Source organism: Sorangium sp. So ce426, assembly GCF_051475585.1.
GTDB classification, from domain to species: Bacteria; Myxococcota_A; Polyangia; order Polyangiales; family Polyangiaceae; genus Sorangium; species Sorangium cellulosum_B.
Genome location: NZ_CP150341.1, coordinates 6706143 through 6726267 on the forward strand (window position 1 = coordinate 6706143; position 20125 = coordinate 6726267).

Below are 20125 nucleotides of genomic sequence, written 5' to 3' on the forward strand. Positions count from 1 at the left end.
GCTACTTCTCCTCGTTCTTCTCGTTCTTCTCGTGGTTCACCAGATCGAGGAGCTGCCCCGCGACGGTCTCGTCCACCCGGAGCGGCATGACCCCGAAGCTCGCTGCCACCGCGTCCTGCTCGAACAAGAAGCGCCGCAGCACCTCGCTCGGATACTCCTCGAGCGGCAGCGCGTACGCCCCGTACGGCGTGCCGTCGAGCGCCAGCGCGTGGTGCGCTCGTACGTTGACGCCACGGAAGCTGTGGCACTTGACGCACCCTTGCTCGCCGGTCAGCGCCTCGCGCAGCCCGCCGGAGAGCGAGCGGAACGGCGCGAGCGGATCGCTCTCTACCCAGCGAAAGCTCGCCGCGTCGAGCCCGAATGCCGCGTAGGTCTTGTTCCCCAGGCCCGCGGGCAGCGGCGTCCGGAAGTGCAGGAACGCGCCGAGCGGCCGGATCATCATTGGCATTGGCTCCTCGCCCTCGATCCACGAGTAGGCGCGCTTCAGCCGGTAAAAATCGACGATGCGGTAGAGATTGTCCTCGTCGTCGAGTCCGACCACGATGACCGCCTGCGCCTTCTTCAGCGCCTCGCGCGGGAAGTACTGTTGCTCTCCCCGAAGGTTCGAGACCACCAGCCAGTCACCTTCGCCCACCTCGGACTTCGGCCGCGCGGCCAGGTAGGCGAGCAGATCGATGGCCTGATACGTCCTGCCGGGCAAGGGGTAGCGCTCGAGGCCCCCCTTGCCGAAGAGGGCGCTTATCGTCTCCCGCAGCGCGGCGTCGACCGGGTAGGTGCTGATGGCCCGAGGATCCTTGCGGAGCTCCGACATGTCGAGGGGCGGCCGCGCACCCCAGCGGCGGAGCACGCCGAAGGGGCTGTCGATGGGGAGGTCCTTGAGGCCCGAGGCGACGAAGGGGAACACCAGATCGCCGACCATGTCTCCCCTTCCGCCCCAGTGCACGATGCTGTGCGCATCGCGCCTGGGGACGACGAAATGGTCGATGTCGGGCGCGCCCGCATTCTGGAGCGCGCGCGCGAAGGGGCGAGCGAGACGCGCCCAGCCGATGTCGTCCTCCGCGCCGAACAGCATCAAGAACGGCGGCGCATCGGACCGCGCGTACGTGATGGGCGAGGACTCCCTGCGATCTTCGACCGAGGCCGCGAAGAACGCCGCGTCGGGGTGCCCCTCGAGCGCCGCCTCGCCGAGGTCGTAGGTGCCGCGCAACAGGATGACGCCATCCACGCGCCCGGGATCCATGCCGGCCCCCTGGAGGAGCCGCCGATCGAGCGCAAGGAGGGACGCCATCCACGCGCCGACGCCGCGACCGACGAGGACCACGCGCGTCGGGTTGCGCGCGCTGGTGACCTCTTGCAAGACCCGGGCGACGTCCGCCGCGCACGCGCGCAGCGTGTAGCCGGTGTGGATGTTGAACGAGACGGCCGCGGCGGCGACCCCGTTTCGCTGTAGGGAGTCGCCTACGTTTGCAGCGAAGGCGAGCCGCTCGTCGGGCTGCGAGGGCTCGTTCCCCTGCAAGAGAACGACCAGCGGGCCGCGCTTGCTCGCGCGCGGCGGCGCGTAGAGATCGACGCTGACGTTCGGCCCATGTGGCCCCCGCCGCTGCATCCAGGCGTACGTCACCGTGGCCACGGAGCGGGCTCCAGCGCGCCGCTTGAGGAGCTGTGTGCCGAGGACGATGAGCGCCGCGAGGAGGCCGACGCCCACCCATTGCCACGTTCGACCCAGCCATTGTCGCGCTCGAATACCCAACATGGATCCGCTCTTGTGCCCGACGTCGAGCGCGTCAAGCCAGAGCGCCGTCGGTCGCCTCCCGGCGACACGGAGATGACCAGCGTAAACGAACGCCAATTCGCGAGGGACAGCTGTACAAGCTGGGCGTCGATCGCGTGATCCAGAAGCCCTTCAACCGATCTCAAGATCGGCGACAGGACGGTCTACGTCACGGGCATCTAGCTCCGCCGACGGATCGACCTGTTCGTCGTGGGCGAGCTCCACATCTTCGGGCTTGAATCCCTCGCGGCCGATCCGCTGTTCGTCCGGCTGTGCGCGGGCGTCTTACCCGGCCTCGAACCTCCCTGTCGGGATGTACGCCGCTTCGACGCCCGGCCATTGACGCGCTCGAAGCGCTCATTGCAGCGCAAGACCTCATCGGCGGTGTTGACCGGTATGTATCCAAGCACCTCGATGGCACGCGGCTCGGCCATCCTCGTGACGTTGGCCGCGGCGTTGCGGCTCCGCGCCGCGCGGGCGCCCCGCCTGCCACAGCCCGGCTGTCCCCTGTCACACCGCCGCTGTGACACCCTGTGGCAGCGCGCGTCCGCGTCAGGCCGCGGCGCTCACGGCACCACCCGGCGCAGCGCGCCGCCCTCGCCCCGGAGCGGCGCGCGGTCGCTCTCCTCCCCTTCCCCGACCTCCCCGGGGAGCCCCTCGGCGAACGCGTCGGTCACGAACACGCCCGCCCCTGTCGAGGCGGGCGCCCAGCCGCGCAGCGCCTCGGGCTCGGCCGCGTGCAGCGCGAGGCGCGGGAGGACCTCGGGGCTCGCGCCGGCCCGCGCGCCGAGCTCCGCCCAGAGCTCGAGGGCCCAGCCGAGCGCCCGCTCCGGCGCGCGATCGTACGGCGCGGGCAGCGCCGCCAGCAGCGCGTCGGCGCTCTCGACGACGAGCGTCGCCCCGAGCCGGACGAGCGCCGCGCGCGCCGCCTGGACCAGGCGCTCCACGTCGGCGAGCGCCTCGTCGCCGGCCTCGTCCGGCGCCGAGAGCCGGGCCTCGACGAGCAGCGCGGCGCACGGCCCCTGCGCGCGGGCGCCCGCGAGGCGAGCGTCGAGCGGCGAGCGCGCCGCGGGCGCCACGGTCTTTCGGCCCGGCGCGCCGACCGCCCGGGCGACCGCCTGGCGGAGCGCGGCCAGCAGCTCGGGCACGCCCGCGTACCTGTCCGCCGGCTCCTTGGCGAGGCAGCGGCGCACCACCGCGCCGAACGCGGCCGACACGGGCGCGCGGTCGCTCGGGCAGGGCGGCGGCGCGCGCAGGTGCATCTCCTCGGTCTCGACCGCATCGGCGCCCTGGAACGGCAGCTCGCCCGTCACGAGCTGGTAGGCGAGCAGGCCCACCGCGTAGATGTCCGTGCGCGCGTCCACCGCGCCGCCGAGGATCTGCTCCGGGGCCATCGTGAGCGGCGTGCCGAGGATCAGGCTGCTGCTCTTGGCGCCGCGCGCGCGATCGACGTCGCGCGGGCGGAGGAGCTTGGCGATGCCGAAGTCGACCAGCTTCACGCCCGGCGCGCCGAGCCCGCCCGCGCCAGGGCAGACCATGACGTTCTGGGCCTTCACGTCGCGGTGCACGACGCCGATCGCGTGCGCGGCGGCGAGCGCGCCGCCGACCTCCTCGAGCAGCGCGACCGCCTCGGGCAGCGAGAAGGCGCCCCGCGCGCTCAGCTCCGCCGCGAGGCTCCGGCCCTCGACCCACTCCATCGCGATGTACGGCCGGCCGTCGTCCAGGGCGCCCACGCCGCGGACCTCGACGATCGCCGGGTGCTTGAGCCGCGCGAGCACCTCCGCCTCCCGCTGGAAGCGCCGGAGGATCGCCGGCAGGAGCGACAGGCCGCGGCGGAGGACCTTCAAGGCGACCGGCGCGCCGCCCCCGACCGGGACGGCGCGGTGCACGACGCCGAAGCCGCCTCCGAGCCGCACGTCGTCGAGCACGTAACCCCCGACCACCGCGCCGGCGGGGAGCGCGTCGCCGGCGGCGCTCGCCTCGAGCTCCAGCTGTCGGCCCGAGATGACGGCTGTCTCGTCCTGGTGGGGCTCGGCAGGCGTCCGCATGGCACCTACCCCAGTATACTCGCGCCCCATGCGCTGCTCCGAGTGCCATCGCCGCCTCCCAGCGCGGGCCGGCGCCGCGTGCCCGGCGCACCCTCTGGCCCCATCGCCGGCGACGAGCGCCGACGAGCGCGAGCTCGAGGCGCTCGATCGGGATCCGTCGCCGCTGGTGCCCGGGCTCCGCGTCGAAGGGCTCCGTGTCGAGCGGCTGCTCGGGCAAGGCGGGTTCGCGCGCGTCTACGCGGCGACGCGCGAGGGCGACGGCCGCGCCGTGGCGCTCAAGGTGGCGCGCCGGCAAGACCGGCAAGACGACGGCCGGATCGAGCGGGAGGCCGCGGCGCTCGCCCGCCTCGCGCCGCCGCTGGCCCCCGCGCTGCTCGGCCGCGGGCGCTCGGGGGAGCTCGGCCCGTTCCTCGTGCTCGAGCGGCTCGAGGGCAGCTCGCTCGCGCGCTGCCTCGCGGACCTGCCGGGCACCGGCGCGATGCCGCTCGAGCAGGCGTCGGCGATCGCGCGCGCGCTCTCGGTCGCGCTGGACGCGGCGCACGACGCCGGGCTTGTGCACCGCGATCTCAAGCCCGAGAACGTGTGGCTTCGGCCGGGCGGGGAGGTCGCGCTGATCGACTTCGGCCTGGCCGCGCAGGCGCGCGCCGGCGGCGATGCGCGCGCGGCGCTCGGCCCCGACCTGACGCAGACCGGCGCGATCCTCGGGACGGCGGCGTACATGGCGCCGGAGCAGTGCCTCGGCGCGCGCGCCGTCGACGCGCGCGCCGACATCTACGCGCTCGGCGCGATGCTCTTCGAGCTGCTCACCGGCCGGCCGCCGTTCGTCGGCGAGGCGGCCGAGGTGCGGCAGGCCCACGTGGCGCGCCGCCCCGACCCGCCCTCCTCGCTCGCGCCGCTGCCCGAGGGCGCCGACGAGGCGGTCCTCCGCTGCCTCGCGAAGGATCCCGAGGCCCGCCCGGCCCGCGCGAGCGACGTGGCGCGCGCGCTCGCGGCGTCGCTGGAAGCGCGCGTCGCCCCGCCCCGAGGGCGCGCGGCTTCCTCCGGCGCGCCCGCTCCCACCGCCGACCCGCGCCGGGCGGTGGCGCTGCTCGCCCTGCGCACGCGGGAGCGCGCGGACGCGCTCGTCGAGATCGCCCGCGCCGAAGGCGGCATCCTGGCGCGCTTTCGCGGGGAGCGCATGGTGCTCGCCTTCCCCGCCGCCGACGCGCCGGGCGACGGCGTGCGCGCGGCGGCGCGGGTGGCCCAGCGCCTCGCCGCGGCCGGCGCAGCGGAGCCGCCCCTCGTGGTCCACCTGGCTCCGCTCCGGGTGCGCGAGGGCACGCGCGGCGTCACGCTCGCGGGCGCTGCGCTCGAGGACGCGGAGACCTGGGGCGCCGGCCCGGGCGACGCGGACGCCATGCCGCCGGCGATCCTCACGGCCGAAGCGCGGCGCGCGCTCGCGGACGGCCTGCACGACACCCCACCCTCTCCGCGCGACGCGCCCCCCGACGAGCCCGGCGAGACCGCCCTGCGCGGCCGCGACGCGGCGCTCTGCGCGGCCCTCGCCGCCGCGCAGGAGGCGCTCGCCGGCGGCGGGCCGGCGCTCGTCACCGCGCTCGGCGCGGAAGGGCACGGAAAGAGCCGGTTCCTCGGGGCGCTCGCGGCGGCGCTCCACGCCGGCGGCGCGGCCGTGCACGCCGCGGCGGCCCTCCGGCCGGAGGCGGCCGAGAACGGCGCGACGCTCGTCGCGCTCCTGCGCGCGGCCCTGGCTCTGCCGGCCAGCGGCGAGCGCGACGCGGATGCCGAGGAGGCGCTCGTCCAGCGGCTCGGCGCGGCGGAGGCCGCGCGCGCCTGGCCGGCCGTCGGGCTCGCCCTTGGGCGGCTCGCCCCGGGAGACCCGGCCGCCGCGCCGCTGCTCGGGGCGCCGGGCGCGCGCCGCCACGCCGAGGCCCGCGCGCTCGCGGCCGCCCTCGCGGCCGCCGCGCCGCTCGCGCTGCTGCTCGACGACGCCGATCGCGCCGACGCGTCCGCGCTCGACGCGATCGAGCTCGCCACGGCCGAGGGCAGCGCGGCGCGCCTCGCGATCGTGCTCGCCGCGCGGCCCTCGATCGCGTCGCTCCGTCCGGGGCTCGGGGAGCGCGCCGCCCGCCGCGTGGCGCTCGACCTCGGCCCGCTCGACGCCGAGGCCGCGGGCGCGCTGCTCCAGGACCGCCTCCGCCCCGTCGAGTTCGTCCCCCGCGCCGTGCTCGATCGCCTCCACGCGCTGGCGCGCGGCGTCCCGCGCGACCTCGTCGAGGTGGCGTGCGCCCTGCGCGTCGGCGGCGCGATCCAGCGCGCCCGGGGCGGCGAGGGCTGGACGCTCGCGCCGGACGAGCTGCTCTCCCTGTCGGCCGCGCCGCTCGGCGAGCGCCTCGCCGAGCGCGCGCTCGCGGCCCTGCCGCCGCCGCTCGTCGACCTGCTCGAGGGCGCGGCGATCCTCGGCGACGACCTCTCCCCGGCCGACCTCGAGGCCGCCCTGCGGGCGCAGGATCGCGCCACCGGCGCGCCGCCGCCGGCCGGCGCGCTGGACCCGGGCGTCGGCCTCGCGCGCCTCGCCAGGGCGGGCGTGCTCGTCGTGCGCTCGGCGTCGCCGCCGCGCTACGCCTTCCGGCACCCGCTCCTGCGCGAGGCCGTCGAGGCGCGCATCCCGCCCGCCCGCCGCCGCGCGCTGCACGCCGCCGTCCTCCAGGGCCTCCTCGGCGCGCCGCGCGCCGCGGGGGCGCGCGCCCGGATCGCGCGCCACGCGGCCGCCGCGGGAGACCTGGCCGCCGCGGCGGCGGCGCACGCCGAGCTCGCGGACGAGGCGCTCGCCCGGCACGACGTCGTCGAGGCCGAGCAGCGCTTCACCGCGGCCCTGCGCCTCGCCGGCCTCCTCGAGCGCGACGACGCCTCGACCCGCGCCCGCGCCCGCGCGCTCGCGGGCCGAGGCCGCGCGCGCTACCGCCTGCAGCGCTTCGAGGAGTCGCTCGCCGATCTGCGCGCCGCCCGCGCGCTGGCCGAGGCCGCGGGCGACCGGGCCGGCGCGGCCGAGCTCCTCCTCGAGGAGGCGACCGCGCTCGACTGGCTCGAGGACTTCCCCGCCTCCGCGGCGCTCGCGACGCGCGCCGCCGAGCTCTGCGCCGGCCTCGGCGACGCTCGCCTCGACGCGCGCTGTCTGCTCGCGGGCGGCCGCTCGGACTGCCGCGACCAGCGCGTCGACGAGGGGATCCCCAAGCTGGAGCGGGCCGCCCGCGGCGCGCTCGCCGCCGGCGATCACGAGGCGCACGTCATCGCCCGGCTCGTGCTCGTCGCCTCGCTGTCGGTGGCCCGCCGCCTCGACGAGGCCGAGCGCCACGCCGAGGCCGTCGTCGAGGCCTGCCTGCGCGCCGGCGACGTCTTCCACCTGTGCACCGCGTACATCAACCGCGTCTTCATGTGGGTGAAGCGGCGGGAGGAAGGGCGCGCTGTCGCGGACCAGCGGGAGGCCGTCCGCCTCGCCCGCGAGCTCGGCCACGCCCAGCTCGAGCGCTGGGCCACGCTGAACCTGGCGGAGCTGCGGTACTGGCTGGGCGCGCCGGACGAGGCCCTCCCGCTCGCGCGCCGCAGCCTCGACCTCCAGCGGCGTTATTTCAACCAGCGCCCTTCGCCGGACGACGTCCTCCTCCTCGCCCGCATCCACCTCGCCCGGGGCGAGCACGACGAGGCGGCGCGCCACCTGGCCGAGGCCCGCGCGAGCCTCCCCGAACCCGACCTCACCCCGTGTGCCCGGACGCTGGCACGCCTGGTGCAACAGGCCCTGGACGACCGGGCAGCCGGTCGGTTCGACGCTGCGGCATGGCGCGCGCTCGTGGACGAGGCGCGGCAGACCGCGATCCTTCACGAGCACGCCGAGGCGCTCCACAGCGCGGCCCTCTCGGCGCTCCGCGCGGGCGAGGGCGGCGAAGCGCGCCTGTTCCTCGCCGAGGCGAGGGCGACGTCGGCGGGCTTCTGGCAGCAGCGGTTCGACGAGATCGAGCGCGCCCTGCTCACGCCCGGAGCGACCGGCGCCGCGTGAACCGACCGGTCGTATCGCCCGGAGCAGAGACAAGAAAGGATCTGACCGCGTGAAGATTTACCGGACACGAGGGTTGATTGCGCTGTGTTTCGGGCTCTCGCTCGTGGGCGCGGGCTGCGCCGTCGCGGGCGGCGACGCCTCCCCGCTCGACGGGCGGCCGCGCGCGGCGCCGGCGGGGAGCGGCTCATCGAGCGGGTCGGTCGTCGGGCCGGCCAGCGGCTGGTCGGCCAGCGGCGGGTCGGCCAGCGATCTGGTGGCGGCCATCGCGGACGCGGTGCAGGGCGTCTGGGGCAACGGCCTCTCCGCCGAGGCGCTCACCCGCAACGCGCTGATCGCGAACCCGCGGGCCAATCCCGTCATGGTGACCGTCCCGCTCGCGACCGCGAGCTACGCCGACGACAGCAAGTACCCGGAGCTCCGCTACCAGCTCCGCCACGAGCCCACGCGCGAGGTGATGGACTACCTCGTCGCCTGCGCCCTCGAGCAGGGCCAGAGCGTCTCGTACACCGACACGTCGACAGGCGAGGAATTCACGTTCGACGGCAAGATCGGGATCTGCCCTGTCTGGGCCGTCGACAAGGCGGGGCCGAAGTGCCAGCAGCTCGTCTCGGCGTGCATGCTCTCGCTCGTGAACGCCATGGGCCGCTCGATCACCGTCTCGCTGCGAGGCCAGGCGTTCCCGGAGCACCGGCCGGGGCTCCTCACGCCGGCGCCCTCCGTCCGCGTGGTGAGGAACACGGAGGACGGCGACGCCATTTCGAGCTTCAGGCGGTGCGCGATCGATTCCCAGGGCGCGTCGCGCAACTGTGGATGGACGGCCCAGGACGTCGGCTCGTGCACCCCGGGCTCGACCGTGTTCATCGCGACCGGGGACGCGCCCCTGACCGACTGCGCCGACGACCCGGCGAGCGCCGCCGGGCTGCCCGCCAGCGATACGGTGCTTCGCGTCTGCAGCGGTGTCCGGGGCTGCGACGCCGACTCACCCGATCACATCGATCCGAGCGAGGTGCGCTGCGACGGCCGCGCCGAGCCCGCGCTCCGCTTCGTCTGCCCTCAAAGCGCCTACTTCAGCCTCATGAGCGGCCCGCGGACGAGCGGCCGCGCCGGCCTCCTGGCGCCGGGCGGAGGCGTCGCCGCGGTGCTCCAGAGGAGCCGCCGCTTCAGCGTCGCGAGCCACCCGCGGCCGAGCCCCCCGCCGCCGCCCGGCGCCATCTCCATCAACGAGGCGACGTTCCGCCCCGCGGTGTATCCGGCGGCGGAGATCGATGTCTTCGGCTGGCGCGAGGGCGCGTTCTACGGGAACCTGTGGGGCGATGAGCCCCTCCACCCCCGGCTCCAGGTGGGGATGAATGAAGTGGACGAGAAGGGCAAATTCCACCCTGCTCCGACCGCCGGGGAGGACTCCGGGCAAGCCATCTATCAGCACGCCTTCGCCTGCACGGGTGAATACTGGACCGATCACGCCGCGTACGTGGGGGAGCGCCTCTGCGCCGGCGCCGAGGGCGACGTCGACTGCGTCGCGACCCCGGTCGGCGCCTGCGACGAATCGCTCCTCGTCGCGGAGTGTCCGACGCTCCACCAGTGCTCCGTCGACGACGGGGGGCTCGTGGAGGGCGACAGGGACTTCCAGCAGTGCAAGGGCGGCGGGCGCACATGGCGCCATCCGATCACCGTGTTTCTCAACCACCCTTCGGATGTCGTCCGGGACTTCCCGTTCTCCCCGTTCGCGCCGATGTTGCCCGGAAGCCCGCTGTCCGCCGGCGCGCAGTACTGTCCCTGAGCGGCGGCCACGCGGCCGCGCCGTCGCGCGGCCGCGCCGTCACCCAATCGCGCGCTCACCCGTCCCTGTAGTCGCCAGGCTCGATGCCATAACGCGCGATCCACCGGTGGATCTGCGTTCTCCCCTTCCCCATCGCCCGCGCCACGGCGCTGACGTTCCCGCGGTGCTCGCGGAAGAGGCGGATGAGCGCCTCGCGCCGCTGCTGGTCCTCCTCGGCGGGCCGCTGGCGCTCGGCGGGCTGGGCGTCGGGCTTCGAGGCCTCGGGCGGGTGGCTGCTCCGCGGCACGACGACGGGCGGCGGCAGGTGGCTCTGCTCCACCCGGCCGCCGCCGGCGAGCACGATCGCGGTCGCCAGGCACTTCTCCAGCTCTCGGACGTTGAGCCGCCACTCGCGCAGGAGGAGCGCGCGCGCCGCCTCGCAGCCCAGCGAGATCGACGCGGCCCGGTCCGGGGCGGCGCGGCGGAGCAGCGCGGCGATGAGCAGCCCGAGATCCTCCCGGCGCCTGCGCAGGGGCGGCAGCTCGAGCACGAAGCCCGAGAGGCGCGCGAAGAGATCGCCCCGGAAGTCGCCGCGCTCGACCATCGCCGGGAGGTCGCGGTGCGTGGCAACGACCACGCGGAGGTCGACCTTCACGGGGCGCGTCGCGCCCACCGCGACGACCTCCGACTCCTGCAGCACGCGCAGGAACGCCGTCTGCGACGCCGCGGGCAGATCGCCGATCTCGTCGAGGAAGAGCGTGCCGCGGTCGGACGCGCGGATGAGGCCGGGCCGGTCCTCGGCGGCGCCGGAGAAGGCGCCCTTCTTGTGGCCGAACAGCTCGGACTCGATGAGGCTCTCGGGCAGCGCGCCGCAGTTGATGGCGACGAACGGGCCGGGCCGCCCCGAGAGCGCGTGGACGGCGCGCGCGACGACCTCCTTGCCGGTGCCGCTCTCGCCCTGGAGGACGACGGGGATGGGCGCGGGCGCGACGGCCCGGAGCGAGGCGAAGCGCTCGGCCAGCTCGGGCGAGAAGGTGGCGAGGCCGAACGGCTGATCCGCCGCCTGGACCGCGTCGCTCGCCGCCTCGTCGGGCACGGCGACCTCGCGGAACAGGAAGAACGTGTGCCCGAGCTCGATCAGGTCCCCCTCGGCGAGCGTCGCGCTCCGCCGTGGCACCCCGTTCACGAAGGTGCCGTTCGTCGAGCCGAGGTCCTCCAGGCAGAGCTGGCCGCCGTCGCGCGTGATCCGCGCGTGGCGGGACGACACCCAGCCGTCCTCGAGGCGCACGTCGAGCAGCGCCCGGTCCGCCTCGGTCCGCCGGTCGATCGACCGCACCGGGCCTCGCCCGAACCGCACCTCGTCGACCCCGTCGAGCGCCAGCCGCGCGGGCGGATCCATCGGCCGCTGGCACTGCAAGACGAGGAAGAGGAACGGCCGCGGCTCGGCCGCGGAGCTGGCGTGCCGCCGGGTGCGGACCAGCGTCGTCGGCTCGTCCCGACCCGCGCTCATCCTGCCCCTCTCCGCCCCTGGCAGGCCGCGCACGGAGGAGGCGCCAGGGAATCGACCCGAGGCTGCATGCCGCAGGCCCACGATCTATCACGCCCCGCCAGCCAGTGGAGCAAGCTCAGGCGCGCGGAGCTCACGCGCTGGTCGTCCTGTCGCGGCGCCCCGAGCTTTCAGGGCGGCTCGCCGGGCCGTCAGCGGTAGGGCCCCTGCGGCGCGGGCGCCGCGAGGGAGGAGACGATCGCGATCGCGCGCTCGATCCGGTCGCGCCCCGTCTCGATGCGGCCGAACACCAGCTTGACCGCGGCCTCATCCCCCACGACGGCCGCCGGGCGGAGCGCGGCGATCTCGCGCTTCACCTCGTCGGTCAGGCGCCACGCCACCCGGTCCGGCGCGTCGGCCTGCACCTCGTACGCCCGCGACAGGCCGCCGTCGTCGGGCTGCCCGGCGTTCACCGGGTCCGGCCCGCGCCTCTGCCGGCGCCTCACGATGAACCGCTCCGACGGGGACGCGGCGCGGGCGACGCGCACCTGCGTGCCGAACGCCCCCCGCGTTCCATCCCGGCCGAGCGCCACGGTGAGGCGCCGGCCGCGGTGCTCGAGCTCGATGGTCATGCCTCCTCCGGGCGAGGCGGTCCCCGCGCCGGACAGCAGGCGCCCGCCGAGCTGTTGCGACAGCGCCCGCAGCTCCTTCGCGAGCGCCCGGCCGCGGCCGGCGACGAGCGCCGCGGCGCGGATGGCGCTCGCGAGCTTCTCGGCGTCGTCCTCCAGCCCGGCGCGGATCGCGGTCAGCCGGTGCGACTCGAGCGTGAGCTGGTATTCGGCCGCCGCGCGGAGCGCCTCGCGCAGCTCCCGCGTGAGCCACCAGCGCGCGAGCGCCGGGCTGCTCGCCTGCACGACGAAGGCGCCGTCGTCCGCCGCGTCGCCGGCGTCCACCCGCCGCGCCCGGAAGCCCCCGCCGCTCGACCTGTCGAGCTGCTTCTCGTTGACCCGGAGCCTGAGGCCCGACGGGTTGCTCACCGTGCCCGTGATGCGGGTGCTGTAGCGCACGACGGCCGCGCCGCTGCGATCGACGTCGTGGTCGACGAGGAGCGCGACGCCGTCGAGCGCCGCGGAGATCTGCATCCGCGGGTCTCCCGATGGGCCCGGACCCGACCGGAACTCCCCCCCGACGAGGGCCGCCGCGCGCTGCCACATGGGCCGCGCGAGCCGCCAGCGGGCCTCGGCCGCCCGCCGCGCGTCGTTGCGCGCGTGCGCGAAGAAGCGCGCGAGCCCCGCGATCCCCGAGATGATCATCAGGACGAAGATGGGCTCCATCCTCGCCCAGGGTATCGTCCCCGCGAGGGTGCGCCCAGGCGAGACCGGCCCGAGGGCGGCCGATCTCGCCCGGGCGGCTCGCCGCGCAGAAGGGCGCGGCGGGCCGCCGCCTACTGATCGCCGTGGACCGAGAGATGATAGGTGTTGCCGGGGTCCACCTGCGAGACGACGACCGTGTACGTATCGTTGTTCTCTGTCTCGTACGAGAACACGCCCCCCGTCGCCGTGACGGTCCGGACGAAGACCAGGATATCGTTGCCCCACATGTTCCTGTAGTACACCGCCATCTGGACCGTGCCCGAGGTGGAGTCCACGTGGGCGTGATACCACCTGGTGCCGTTGACCGTGACCGAGCGGTTGACGGTGCTGTCGGTCCAGCAATAATCGAAATCGACGCTGCTCGGGTTGCAATAACTCGCCACGAAATCGCTCGCCGTCAGGGCTTGCGCGGCGGTCCCGAACTCCTCTCCGGCGCTCGGTCGCCGCGCCGGCGCCGGCTGCGCCTCCTCGATCACGTCCACGCCGGGCGCGATCGGCGCGCGGCGCGCGCCGCCCGCGAGCCGGGCGGCGTCCATGCGCTCCTGCGCCGCGATCAGCGCCGGCGGCGCGACCTGTCGCGAGAGCGCCTCGTAGAGCGCGACGGGGGCCAGCCGCTCCATGGACTCGTCGATCTCGCCGGTGGTGAAGGCCAGGACGCGGCCCTCCTCCGGCTCGTAGAAATGAACCTCGGCGCCGTTCGAGAGCTGCAGGCTCGTGATCGGGGCGAGCCCCTCCTCGACCGCCTCGTCCGCCGGCTCCTGCCCCACGGCGCAGCCGCCGAGGGCGCAGAGCCCCAGCGCGAGGGCCGCGGCGCGGCGGGCGGTGCGAGCCATCGAGACAACACGGAGCATCGAATTCAAGGTCATGATCATTCTCCTCGGTCCTACGTGGGTTGAGCGCGGGCTCCCGCCCGCGCGGCGGCCGGCGCGCGAACCCCCCTCGCACACGACGGATCCGGCGCGCCCGCGGGCCACCCGCGGGCGTGTCGGCTCGTCAGCGCGTCGCGACGGCCTTCACCGCAGCACATCGCAAGAGCGGGGCCAGCAGCGATGACGCGCCGAGATATCGCGCGACACGCGGCCGTGTCCGATGAATCTCGCGCGCTGTCCCCTGCCGCCCAGAGGACACCCCCTCCCCTGGGAGCGCCGGAGCGCACACGCGCGGCGGCCTGGCGCCTGCCACACTGACCGGTGTGGCACGTGTCAGGTGTGACAGGGGTGAACCGGCGCAGCCCCGCGCCGCCCTTGGCCAGCTGCAACAGCAGCTCGTCCCTGCCCGCGTAGGCTCGACCACGTCCCGCAATGTGGGAGAAGGAAGTCCAATGTGGAGAGACGGAGAGGGGAGCCCGGCCCCTCCGGAGACGTCAAGTCCCAACCGCGGAAGCTGCCCTGGAGCGACAGAACATTTTTCCACGCACTCCGGCGTCCCCGAAAAAGCGACACCATATCAACAACTTACCTGTGAATCCAAGGAGCCGCCTCCCCTCAACGGCCTTCCGCGATTGACATCGGAGATGTGAGCGTTCACATTGGCGCTCGTCGGTATTCTTTTGCTTCGCTTCGGAAAGGCAGTCATGCGCACTGAGATCTTCGTCAGCCGATCGATCTCGGCATCGGTCCCGCTCGCTCGGTCGTCACGGGCGCGAGCGACGGCGAGCCCGAACGTTCCGATGGCGCCTCGGCATCGAGCCCCGACTGCGGGAGCTGCCCTATGTTGACAGAACATCTTTCCATGTGATCCGGCCCCACGGGAGAGCGACGCCAGCTCAACAGCTCATCTACGCGTCGAAGGGGCCGCTTTCACGCCACCGCGACATTCCCGCTTAAGTACAGGAGAACCTTATGAGAATGCGATTTGAACGATGGACCTTGCTGACGACGATCGCGCTCAGCGCGTGCATCTCCGCCGAGCAGCTCGATGAAGACGGCTACGAGTTCGAAGAGCTGGCCGAGAGCGTCACCATCGACACCGCGGCGACCTACACGATCACCGGCGTCCAGAGCGGAAAGTGCGTCGAGGTGGCTGGTGGCAGCACCGCTGACGCAGCGGCCATGCAGATCGCCAGCTGCAACGGCTCGACGCGGCAACAGTTCCGCATGGAATCCGCGGGCGGCGGCTACTATCGCATCCGCAACGTCAACAGCAACCGTTGCATGGACGTCGCGGGCGCCTCCACCAGCGACGGCGCCCGCATCCAGCAATACTCCTGCTGGAGCGGGGAGAACCAGCAGTGGTCCTTCACGGACGTCGCCAGCGGCGTCGTCCGCCTCACCGCACGCAACAGCGGCAAGTCCCTGGACGTCTACGGCCGCGGCACCGCGGACGGCACCGCCGTGATTCAATGGGCATCGAACGGCGGGACCAACCAGCAATTCCGGATCACGCCCGTGAGCTCGGGCACCGGGGGCACCGGCGGCACCGGGGGCAGCGGCGGCACCGGCGGCGGCGGCGGCGGTGGTGGTGGTGGCGGCGGCACCGGCGGCAAGTTCGTCGGCAACATCACAACCGGCGGGCAGGTGCGAGCGGATCTGTCCCGGTACTGGAACCAGCTCAGCCCGGAGAACGAGGGCAAGTGGGGCTCCGTCGAACCCACGCGGGACGTCATGAACTGGGCCGGCATGGACCGAGTCCGGGATTACGCTCGCCAGAAGGGCATTCCCTACAAGGGCCACACCCTGATCTGGGGTGCCCAGCAGCCGGGCTGGATCGCCAATCTGTCGCAGAGCGAGCAGCGCGCAGAGGTAGAAGAGTGGATCCAGGCGTTCTGCCAGCGCTACCCGGACGTCGCCATCATCGACGTCGTGAACGAGCCGCCCCCGCACACCACCCCGTCGTACATGAACGCCCTCGGCGGCGCGGGGTCGAGCGGGTACGACTGGATCGTGCAAGCGTTCAAGTGGGCGCGGCAGTACTGCCCGAACGCCAAGCTGCTGCTCAACGACTACAACAACATCGAGTACAGCAGTGACAACCAGAACACGCTCAACATCGTCAATCGGATCCGGGCGGCAGGGGCTCCCATCGATGGCATCGGGGCTCAGGCTCACGACGCGTACAAGCTCAACACCAGCACCGTCAAGGGCTTCCTCGACCGACTCGCCGGCACCGGCCTGCCGGTCTATATCACCGAGTACGACATCAACCTGGCGAACGACACGCAGCAGCTCAACGTGATGCAGAGCCAGTTCCCCATGTTCTACGAGCATCCGAGCGTGAAAGGCATCACGCTGTGGGGGTACATCAGCGGCCAGACGTGGGTGGCGAACTCAGGGCTCATGAGCAGCAGCGGCCAGATGCGGCCCGCCATGTCCTGGCTGATGAGCTACCTGGGGCGCTGACGCCGGGCGCGCCGACGCGCCCTTCACGGAGATCCACGCGCCCGGAGATCGCCGCGCAGGCACGGTCGCAGGTCGACGGAGTCGACCCGCAAGGCCAGCGCCCGCGCGGCCGATCCCGGGCGCTTTCCCATGTGTCTTGCTTCCCGCTTCGTATGCCTTTGAACAGAGGGGATCATGATGAAAATCCGATTCAGACGATGGTCGCTGCTCACGACGCTCGCCGCCACGGCCGCGTGCGTCTCCGCCGAGCAGCTCGATGAAGACGGCCCCGAGCTCGACGAGCTGGCCGAGAGCGTCACCATCGACACCGCGGCGACCTACACGATCGTCGGCGTCCAGAGCGGAAAGTGCGTCGAGGTGGCTGGTGGCAGCACCGCTGACGCAGCGGCCATGCAGATCGCCAGCTGCAACGGCTCGACGCGGCAACAGTTCCGCATGGAATCCGCGGGCGGCGGCTACTATCGCATCCGCAACGTCAACAGCAACCGTTGCATGGACGTCGCGGGCGCCTCCACCAGCGACGGCGCCCGCATCCAGCAATACTCCTGCTGGAGCGGGGAGAACCAGCAGTGGTCCTTCACGGACGTCGCCAGCGGCGTCGTCCGCCTCACCGCACGCAACAGCGGCAAGTCCCTGGACGTCTACGGCCGCGGCACCGCGGACGGCACCGCCGTGATTCAATGGGCATCGAACGGCGGGACCAACCAGCAATTCCGGATCACGCCCGTGAGCTCGGGCGCCGGCACCGGCGGCACGGGAGGCACCGGCGGCACCGGCGGCAGCGGGGGCACCGGCGGCAGCGGGGGCAGCGGGGGCAGCGGGGGCAGCGGGGGCGGCGAAGGTTGCGGCTTGCCCACCACCTTCCGCTGGCAGTCGAGCGGCATGCTGGTAAGCCCGAAGTCCGACGCGACTCACAACATCGTGTCCATCAAGGATCCGACGGTCTCCTTCTTCAACGATCGATGGCACATCTACGCCACCACGGCGAACACCGCCGGGAACTGGCAGATGACGTACCTGAACTTCGCCGACTGGTCCCAGGCCGCGTCCGCGTCGCATTACTACATGGATCGTACGCCTGGCTTCAGCGGCTACCGGTGCGCGCCGCAGATGTTCTTCTTCAGGCCTCAGAACAAGTGGTACCTCATCTATCAATCGCAGCCGCCGCAGTTCTCCACGACCAGCGACCCGAGCCGCCCGGACACGTGGACCAGGCCCCAGAACTTCTTCGCGTCCACGCCCGCCGGCATGCCCAGCCTGCCGATCGATTACTGGGTGATCTGCGACAGCGCCAACTGTTACCTCTTCTTCACCGGCGACGACGGTCGGATGTACCGCAGCCAGACCACACTGCAGAACTTCCCGAACGGGTTCGGCCCGGTCTCGATCGCCCTTCAGGACTCGAACCGCAACAACCTGTTCGAGGGGAGCTCCACGTACAAGATCAAGGGCATGAACAAGTATTTGACCCTGATCGAGGCCATCGGCCCGACGGGCGCCAGGTTCTATCGCTCGTTCACCGCGGATCGCCTCGACGGCGCGTGGACCCCGCTCGCGCATAGCTGGAACGCCCCCTTCGCAGGTCAAAACAACGTCACCTACGCGCCGGGCGTGGCGGACTGGAGCGACGACGTCAGCCATGGCGAGCTGGTGCGTGATGGCAACGACGAAACCGCGACGATCGACACCTGCAATCTGCAGTTCCTGTACCAAGGACGCAACCCGAGCTCGGGCGGCGAATACTCGCAGCTCCCGTACCGCCTCGGACTGTTGAAGCCGGCTCGCTAGAGCGGCGGGCACCCGCTTCGGATACGGGCCCATCTCGACGTTTTCGGTGCTCAGCGCACAGGAGTGCGCTTCCGCGCCGAAAACGCCGATCTGGACCCGTCTCCTGTGCGGGTGACCGCCGCTCTGCGACGCTGGTACCAGGCGCAGCTGAAAACAGCTCACGTCGAATTCCGAGAAAATCAACAGAAGAGAGGACGAACCGCAAGGGCGCGAGCGGCGGGTAAGAGAGGTTCTCGTCTCTGGCCCCTTGCGCGCCTTGCGCCCTTGCGGTACCCCTCTTTCCCGCATTCCTTTCCCTGGGAGCTTGCTTTCCGGATGACAGAGCATTTTCTTATGCGATCCACCACCTCTGGAAGAAGCATTGAAATCGTCGCCTTCACTCCACAGCCACAGCCTGCGGGGCGACCCTCGCTGGGATCCTTCGCGCGTGTTGACATGGCCCGCATGGTGCGGGTGGTCCTCCTGGGTGCGCTCCTCTTCACGAGCGCCTGTGACAGCACCGTCATCGTTCCTGAGGACGGCCATGGTGCGGGCGACGGCGGCGGCGGCGACGGCGGAACGTCAGCACCAGGCGCCGGGGGCAGCGACACAAGCAGCTCGTCCTCGTCACCCGGTTGGACGGTGCCGCCCGATCGGGTCTACAGCCACATCGATTGCGAGCCCGCCGGCTCGACGCTCCTCGTGGAGATCTCGCCGAGGGGCTCCGGCTGTCTGCCCGCCCCGGACGTCTTGGACGATGTGCTCGTGTTCGGGATCGTGAGGTGGGACGGGCAACCGGGAACGTTCACGCTCGGCGTCGAGACGCCGCACGGCGTGGCGATGGCCGCCAGGGGCTTGCAGCCCGATCTCGTCACCGGCACGCTCACGATCGAGCCCTACGTCGGGGCGCCTTCGGCGATCGCGTGGGATCTATCCGTGGGCGCTGGCCGCACCGACCTGTCCGTTTGCGGCCGCTTCAACGCCTTCCCGTGCCGGTGAGCCTCACTCGCCTCTGACGAACGGCACGTCGAACGAGCCCTCCGTCACGCTGACACCGCGAGGTGGGTTGTCCTCGATCCGGGGACGATGGGGCGGCGCCGGCAGGCGGCGAGCGCCTGCCGAGCGCCTCTTCCAGACGCGGCGGCGCCGCGGTCAGACCTGGATGCCAGCGAGCGGCGACGTGACCCGCCCCGCGTCGACGCCGATCTCCGTCACGTTCAAGCCCATGACCTGGGCGATCGTCAGGAGCGCCTTGCTCAGGTTGTCGCCGGGGAAGTTGCGGTGCTCATCGCCGCGCAGCCTCCCTCCGGCCTTCCCGGCGAAGAGCACCGGCCATTCCGTCCTCGTGTGCACCTTGCCCCACGCGGTGTCGGACGTGACGTACACGAGCGAGCTGTCGAGCAGGTTCGAGCTGCCGTGAGGCGTGTTCTTGAGCTTCGTCAAGAACTCGTTCAGGCAGCGCATCGTGTACATCACGCCCTTGTCGACGCGAGGCTGGCTCGATTGATCCCCGGCATCTCCGTGGCAGATGGTGTCGTGGAAGTCGTCGTTCATGTCCTGCGCGAGGTGCCGGTAGTAGACGTGCGCGGCGGGCAGCGAGAACATGAACGAGAGCACGCGGGTCCTCTCGCAGGCGAGCGCGAGCGCCGAGAGCTCGACCATGGCGGCGTTCACCGCAGGGGGCGCCTCGCTCTGTGAGTCCTTGCCGGCGGTGGGGGCCGTCGGGCTCTTGCACGCCGCCGTCGCGCCGCCGCCGGACGGCATGGTCTCGAGGCGCTGCTCGATGGCCCGGATCGACTCGAGGTGCTCCTCGATACGATGCCTGTCGGCCGCCCCGAGCCGCTGCTTCAGGCTCGCGCCGTCCTGCAGGACGGAGTCGAGCACGCTCTTCCGGACGTTCGCGAGCTTCGCGGCCCGCTCCGCGCCGTCGTCGGTGGGCTCGGGCAAGCCGTTCATGAACAATCGATTGAACACGGCCTTCGGATCGAACTCCGGGTTGTTGCGCGCGTTCGGCCCCCTGTGCGAGACCGTGTGCAGCGAGTCCTGAGGGCCGCCCGGCGTCGCCGGCGTCAATCCCACCTCGAGGGAGCGGTACGGCGCCCCCTCCGAGATGGCGTTCGCGACGACCTGATCGATGGACGCGGCCCGCACGGCGTTCCCGCTGAGCGGCGCGCCGGTCGTGGCCCCCGCCGACCCCGTGGGGTGCTCGACGCCGGAGACCACGAGCTTGTTCTCGAGGCCGCTGATCACCGTGAGATACGACTTGAGGTCCGCGAGGGGCTCCAGCTCGGGGCTGAGCGCCCAGGCCTGACCGGAGCCCGTGCGCGTCGGCTTCCAGCGACCGGGCAGCGTGCCGTTCCCGAAGAACCACGTGACGTAGAGCGGCGACACAGGCGTCTTCGTCTGAGCGTGCGCCGTGCCGCTCTCGTTCAGCATGATCTCCAGCAAGGGGAGCGGGATGGTGACGGCGGCGCCCGTCGCCAGCATGCCCCGGAGAACAGTTCGTCGGTTCAAAACTTTGTTCGTCATGGG

11 protein-coding genes are annotated in these 20125 nt (G+C 72.7%); 5 read left to right on the plus strand and 6 right to left on the minus strand.

Going from position 1 to position 20125, the window contains the following annotated elements:
* Position 1: 1 nt before the first annotated feature.
* Together WMF44_RS24850 and WMF44_RS24855 are read right to left on the minus strand one after the other, a co-directional pair.
* Complete coding sequence (locus WMF44_RS24850; RefSeq protein ID WP_437292510.1) at positions 2–1705, minus strand: alpha/beta hydrolase family protein; 1704 nt, start codon at positions 1703–1705, stop codon at positions 2–4.
* 632 nt (positions 1706–2337) lie between these two features.
* Positions 2338–3819: a serine/threonine-protein kinase gene (locus WMF44_RS24855; protein WP_437292511.1), complete on the minus strand. Its 1482-nt coding sequence runs from the start codon at positions 3817–3819 to the stop codon at positions 2338–2340.
* A 28-nt stretch (positions 3820–3847) separates the two neighbouring features.
* On the opposite strand from WMF44_RS24855, the gene WMF44_RS24860 reads away from it, so the two are divergent.
* Together WMF44_RS24860 and WMF44_RS24865 are read left to right on the plus strand one after the other, a co-directional pair.
* Positions 3848–7870 (plus strand): protein kinase domain-containing protein, encoded by a 4023-nt coding sequence (locus tag WMF44_RS24860; RefSeq protein ID WP_437292512.1) that lies wholly within the window; start codon positions 3848–3850, stop codon positions 7868–7870.
* Positions 7871–7919: 49 nt separating this feature from the next.
* Entirely contained in the window at positions 7920–9650 is a 1731-nt protein-coding gene (locus WMF44_RS24865; protein WP_437292513.1) for a hypothetical protein, read from the plus strand.
* A gap of 55 nt (positions 9651–9705) precedes the next feature.
* Here the strand turns inward: WMF44_RS24865 and WMF44_RS24870 are convergent, their stop codons facing one another.
* The 3 genes from WMF44_RS24870 to WMF44_RS24880 all read right to left on the minus strand — a co-directional run bounded on the left by WMF44_RS24870 (position 9706) and on the right by WMF44_RS24880 (position 13354).
* Positions 9706–11139 (minus strand): sigma 54-interacting transcriptional regulator, encoded by a 1434-nt coding sequence (locus tag WMF44_RS24870; protein WP_437292514.1) that lies wholly within the window; start codon positions 11137–11139, stop codon positions 9706–9708.
* Between the two features lie 188 nt (positions 11140–11327).
* Positions 11328–12449: a hypothetical protein gene (locus WMF44_RS24875; protein ID WP_437292515.1), complete on the minus strand. Its 1122-nt coding sequence runs from the start codon at positions 12447–12449 to the stop codon at positions 11328–11330.
* Between the two features lie 110 nt (positions 12450–12559).
* On the minus strand, positions 12560–13354 hold the full coding sequence (locus tag WMF44_RS24880; protein ID WP_437292516.1) for a hypothetical protein: 795 nt from the start codon (positions 13352–13354) through the stop codon (positions 12560–12562).
* Positions 13355–14329: 975 nt separating this feature from the next.
* On the opposite strand from WMF44_RS24880, the gene WMF44_RS24885 reads away from it, so the two are divergent.
* The 3 genes from WMF44_RS24885 (at position 14330) to WMF44_RS24895 (ending at position 18592) form a co-directional block, all read left to right on the plus strand.
* Entirely contained in the window at positions 14330–15826 is a 1497-nt protein-coding gene (locus WMF44_RS24885; protein WP_437292517.1) for an endo-1,4-beta-xylanase, read from the plus strand.
* A gap of 174 nt (positions 15827–16000) precedes the next feature.
* Positions 16001–17614, plus strand: a complete 1614-nt coding sequence (locus WMF44_RS24890) for a non-reducing end alpha-L-arabinofuranosidase family hydrolase (protein ID WP_437292518.1) — start codon at positions 16001–16003, stop codon at positions 17612–17614.
* A gap of 444 nt (positions 17615–18058) precedes the next feature.
* Positions 18059–18592, plus strand: a complete 534-nt coding sequence (locus WMF44_RS24895) for a hypothetical protein (RefSeq protein ID WP_437292519.1) — start codon at positions 18059–18061, stop codon at positions 18590–18592.
* A gap of 153 nt (positions 18593–18745) precedes the next feature.
* Here the strand turns inward: WMF44_RS24895 and WMF44_RS24900 are convergent, their stop codons facing one another.
* The gene (locus WMF44_RS24900; protein WP_437292520.1) at positions 18746–20122 is read right to left on the minus strand and encodes a DUF1552 domain-containing protein; all 1377 of its coding nucleotides are present in this window, start codon (positions 20120–20122) and stop codon (positions 18746–18748) included.
* Positions 20123–20125 lie beyond the last annotated feature (3 nt).

What these genes read in the sequence shown, in the direction of transcription:
- WMF44_RS24900 (WP_437292520.1), bottom strand. Translation starts at nt 20,122, where the DNA reads ATGACGAACAAAGTTTTGAACCGACGAACTGTTCTCCGGGGCATGCTG.
- WMF44_RS24855 (WP_437292511.1), bottom strand. Translation starts at nt 3,819, where the DNA reads ATGCGGACGCCTGCCGAGCCCCACCAGGACGAGACAGCCGTCATCTCG.
- WMF44_RS24860 (WP_437292512.1), top strand. Translation starts at nt 3,848, where the DNA reads ATGCGCTGCTCCGAGTGCCATCGCCGCCTCCCAGCGCGGGCCGGCGCC.
- WMF44_RS24895 (WP_437292519.1), top strand. Translation starts at nt 18,059, where the DNA reads ATGGTGCGGGTGGTCCTCCTGGGTGCGCTCCTCTTCACGAGCGCCTGT.
- WMF44_RS24890 (WP_437292518.1), top strand. Translation starts at nt 16,001, where the DNA reads ATGATGAAAATCCGATTCAGACGATGGTCGCTGCTCACGACGCTCGCC.
- WMF44_RS24870 (WP_437292514.1), bottom strand. Translation starts at nt 11,139, where the DNA reads ATGAGCGCGGGTCGGGACGAGCCGACGACGCTGGTCCGCACCCGGCGG.
- WMF44_RS24875 (WP_437292515.1), bottom strand. Translation starts at nt 12,449, where the DNA reads ATGGAGCCCATCTTCGTCCTGATGATCATCTCGGGGATCGCGGGGCTC.
- WMF44_RS24885 (WP_437292517.1), top strand. Translation starts at nt 14,330, where the DNA reads ATGAGAATGCGATTTGAACGATGGACCTTGCTGACGACGATCGCGCTC.
- WMF44_RS24880 (WP_437292516.1), bottom strand. Translation starts at nt 13,354, where the DNA reads ATGACCTTGAATTCGATGCTCCGTGTTGTCTCGATGGCTCGCACCGCC.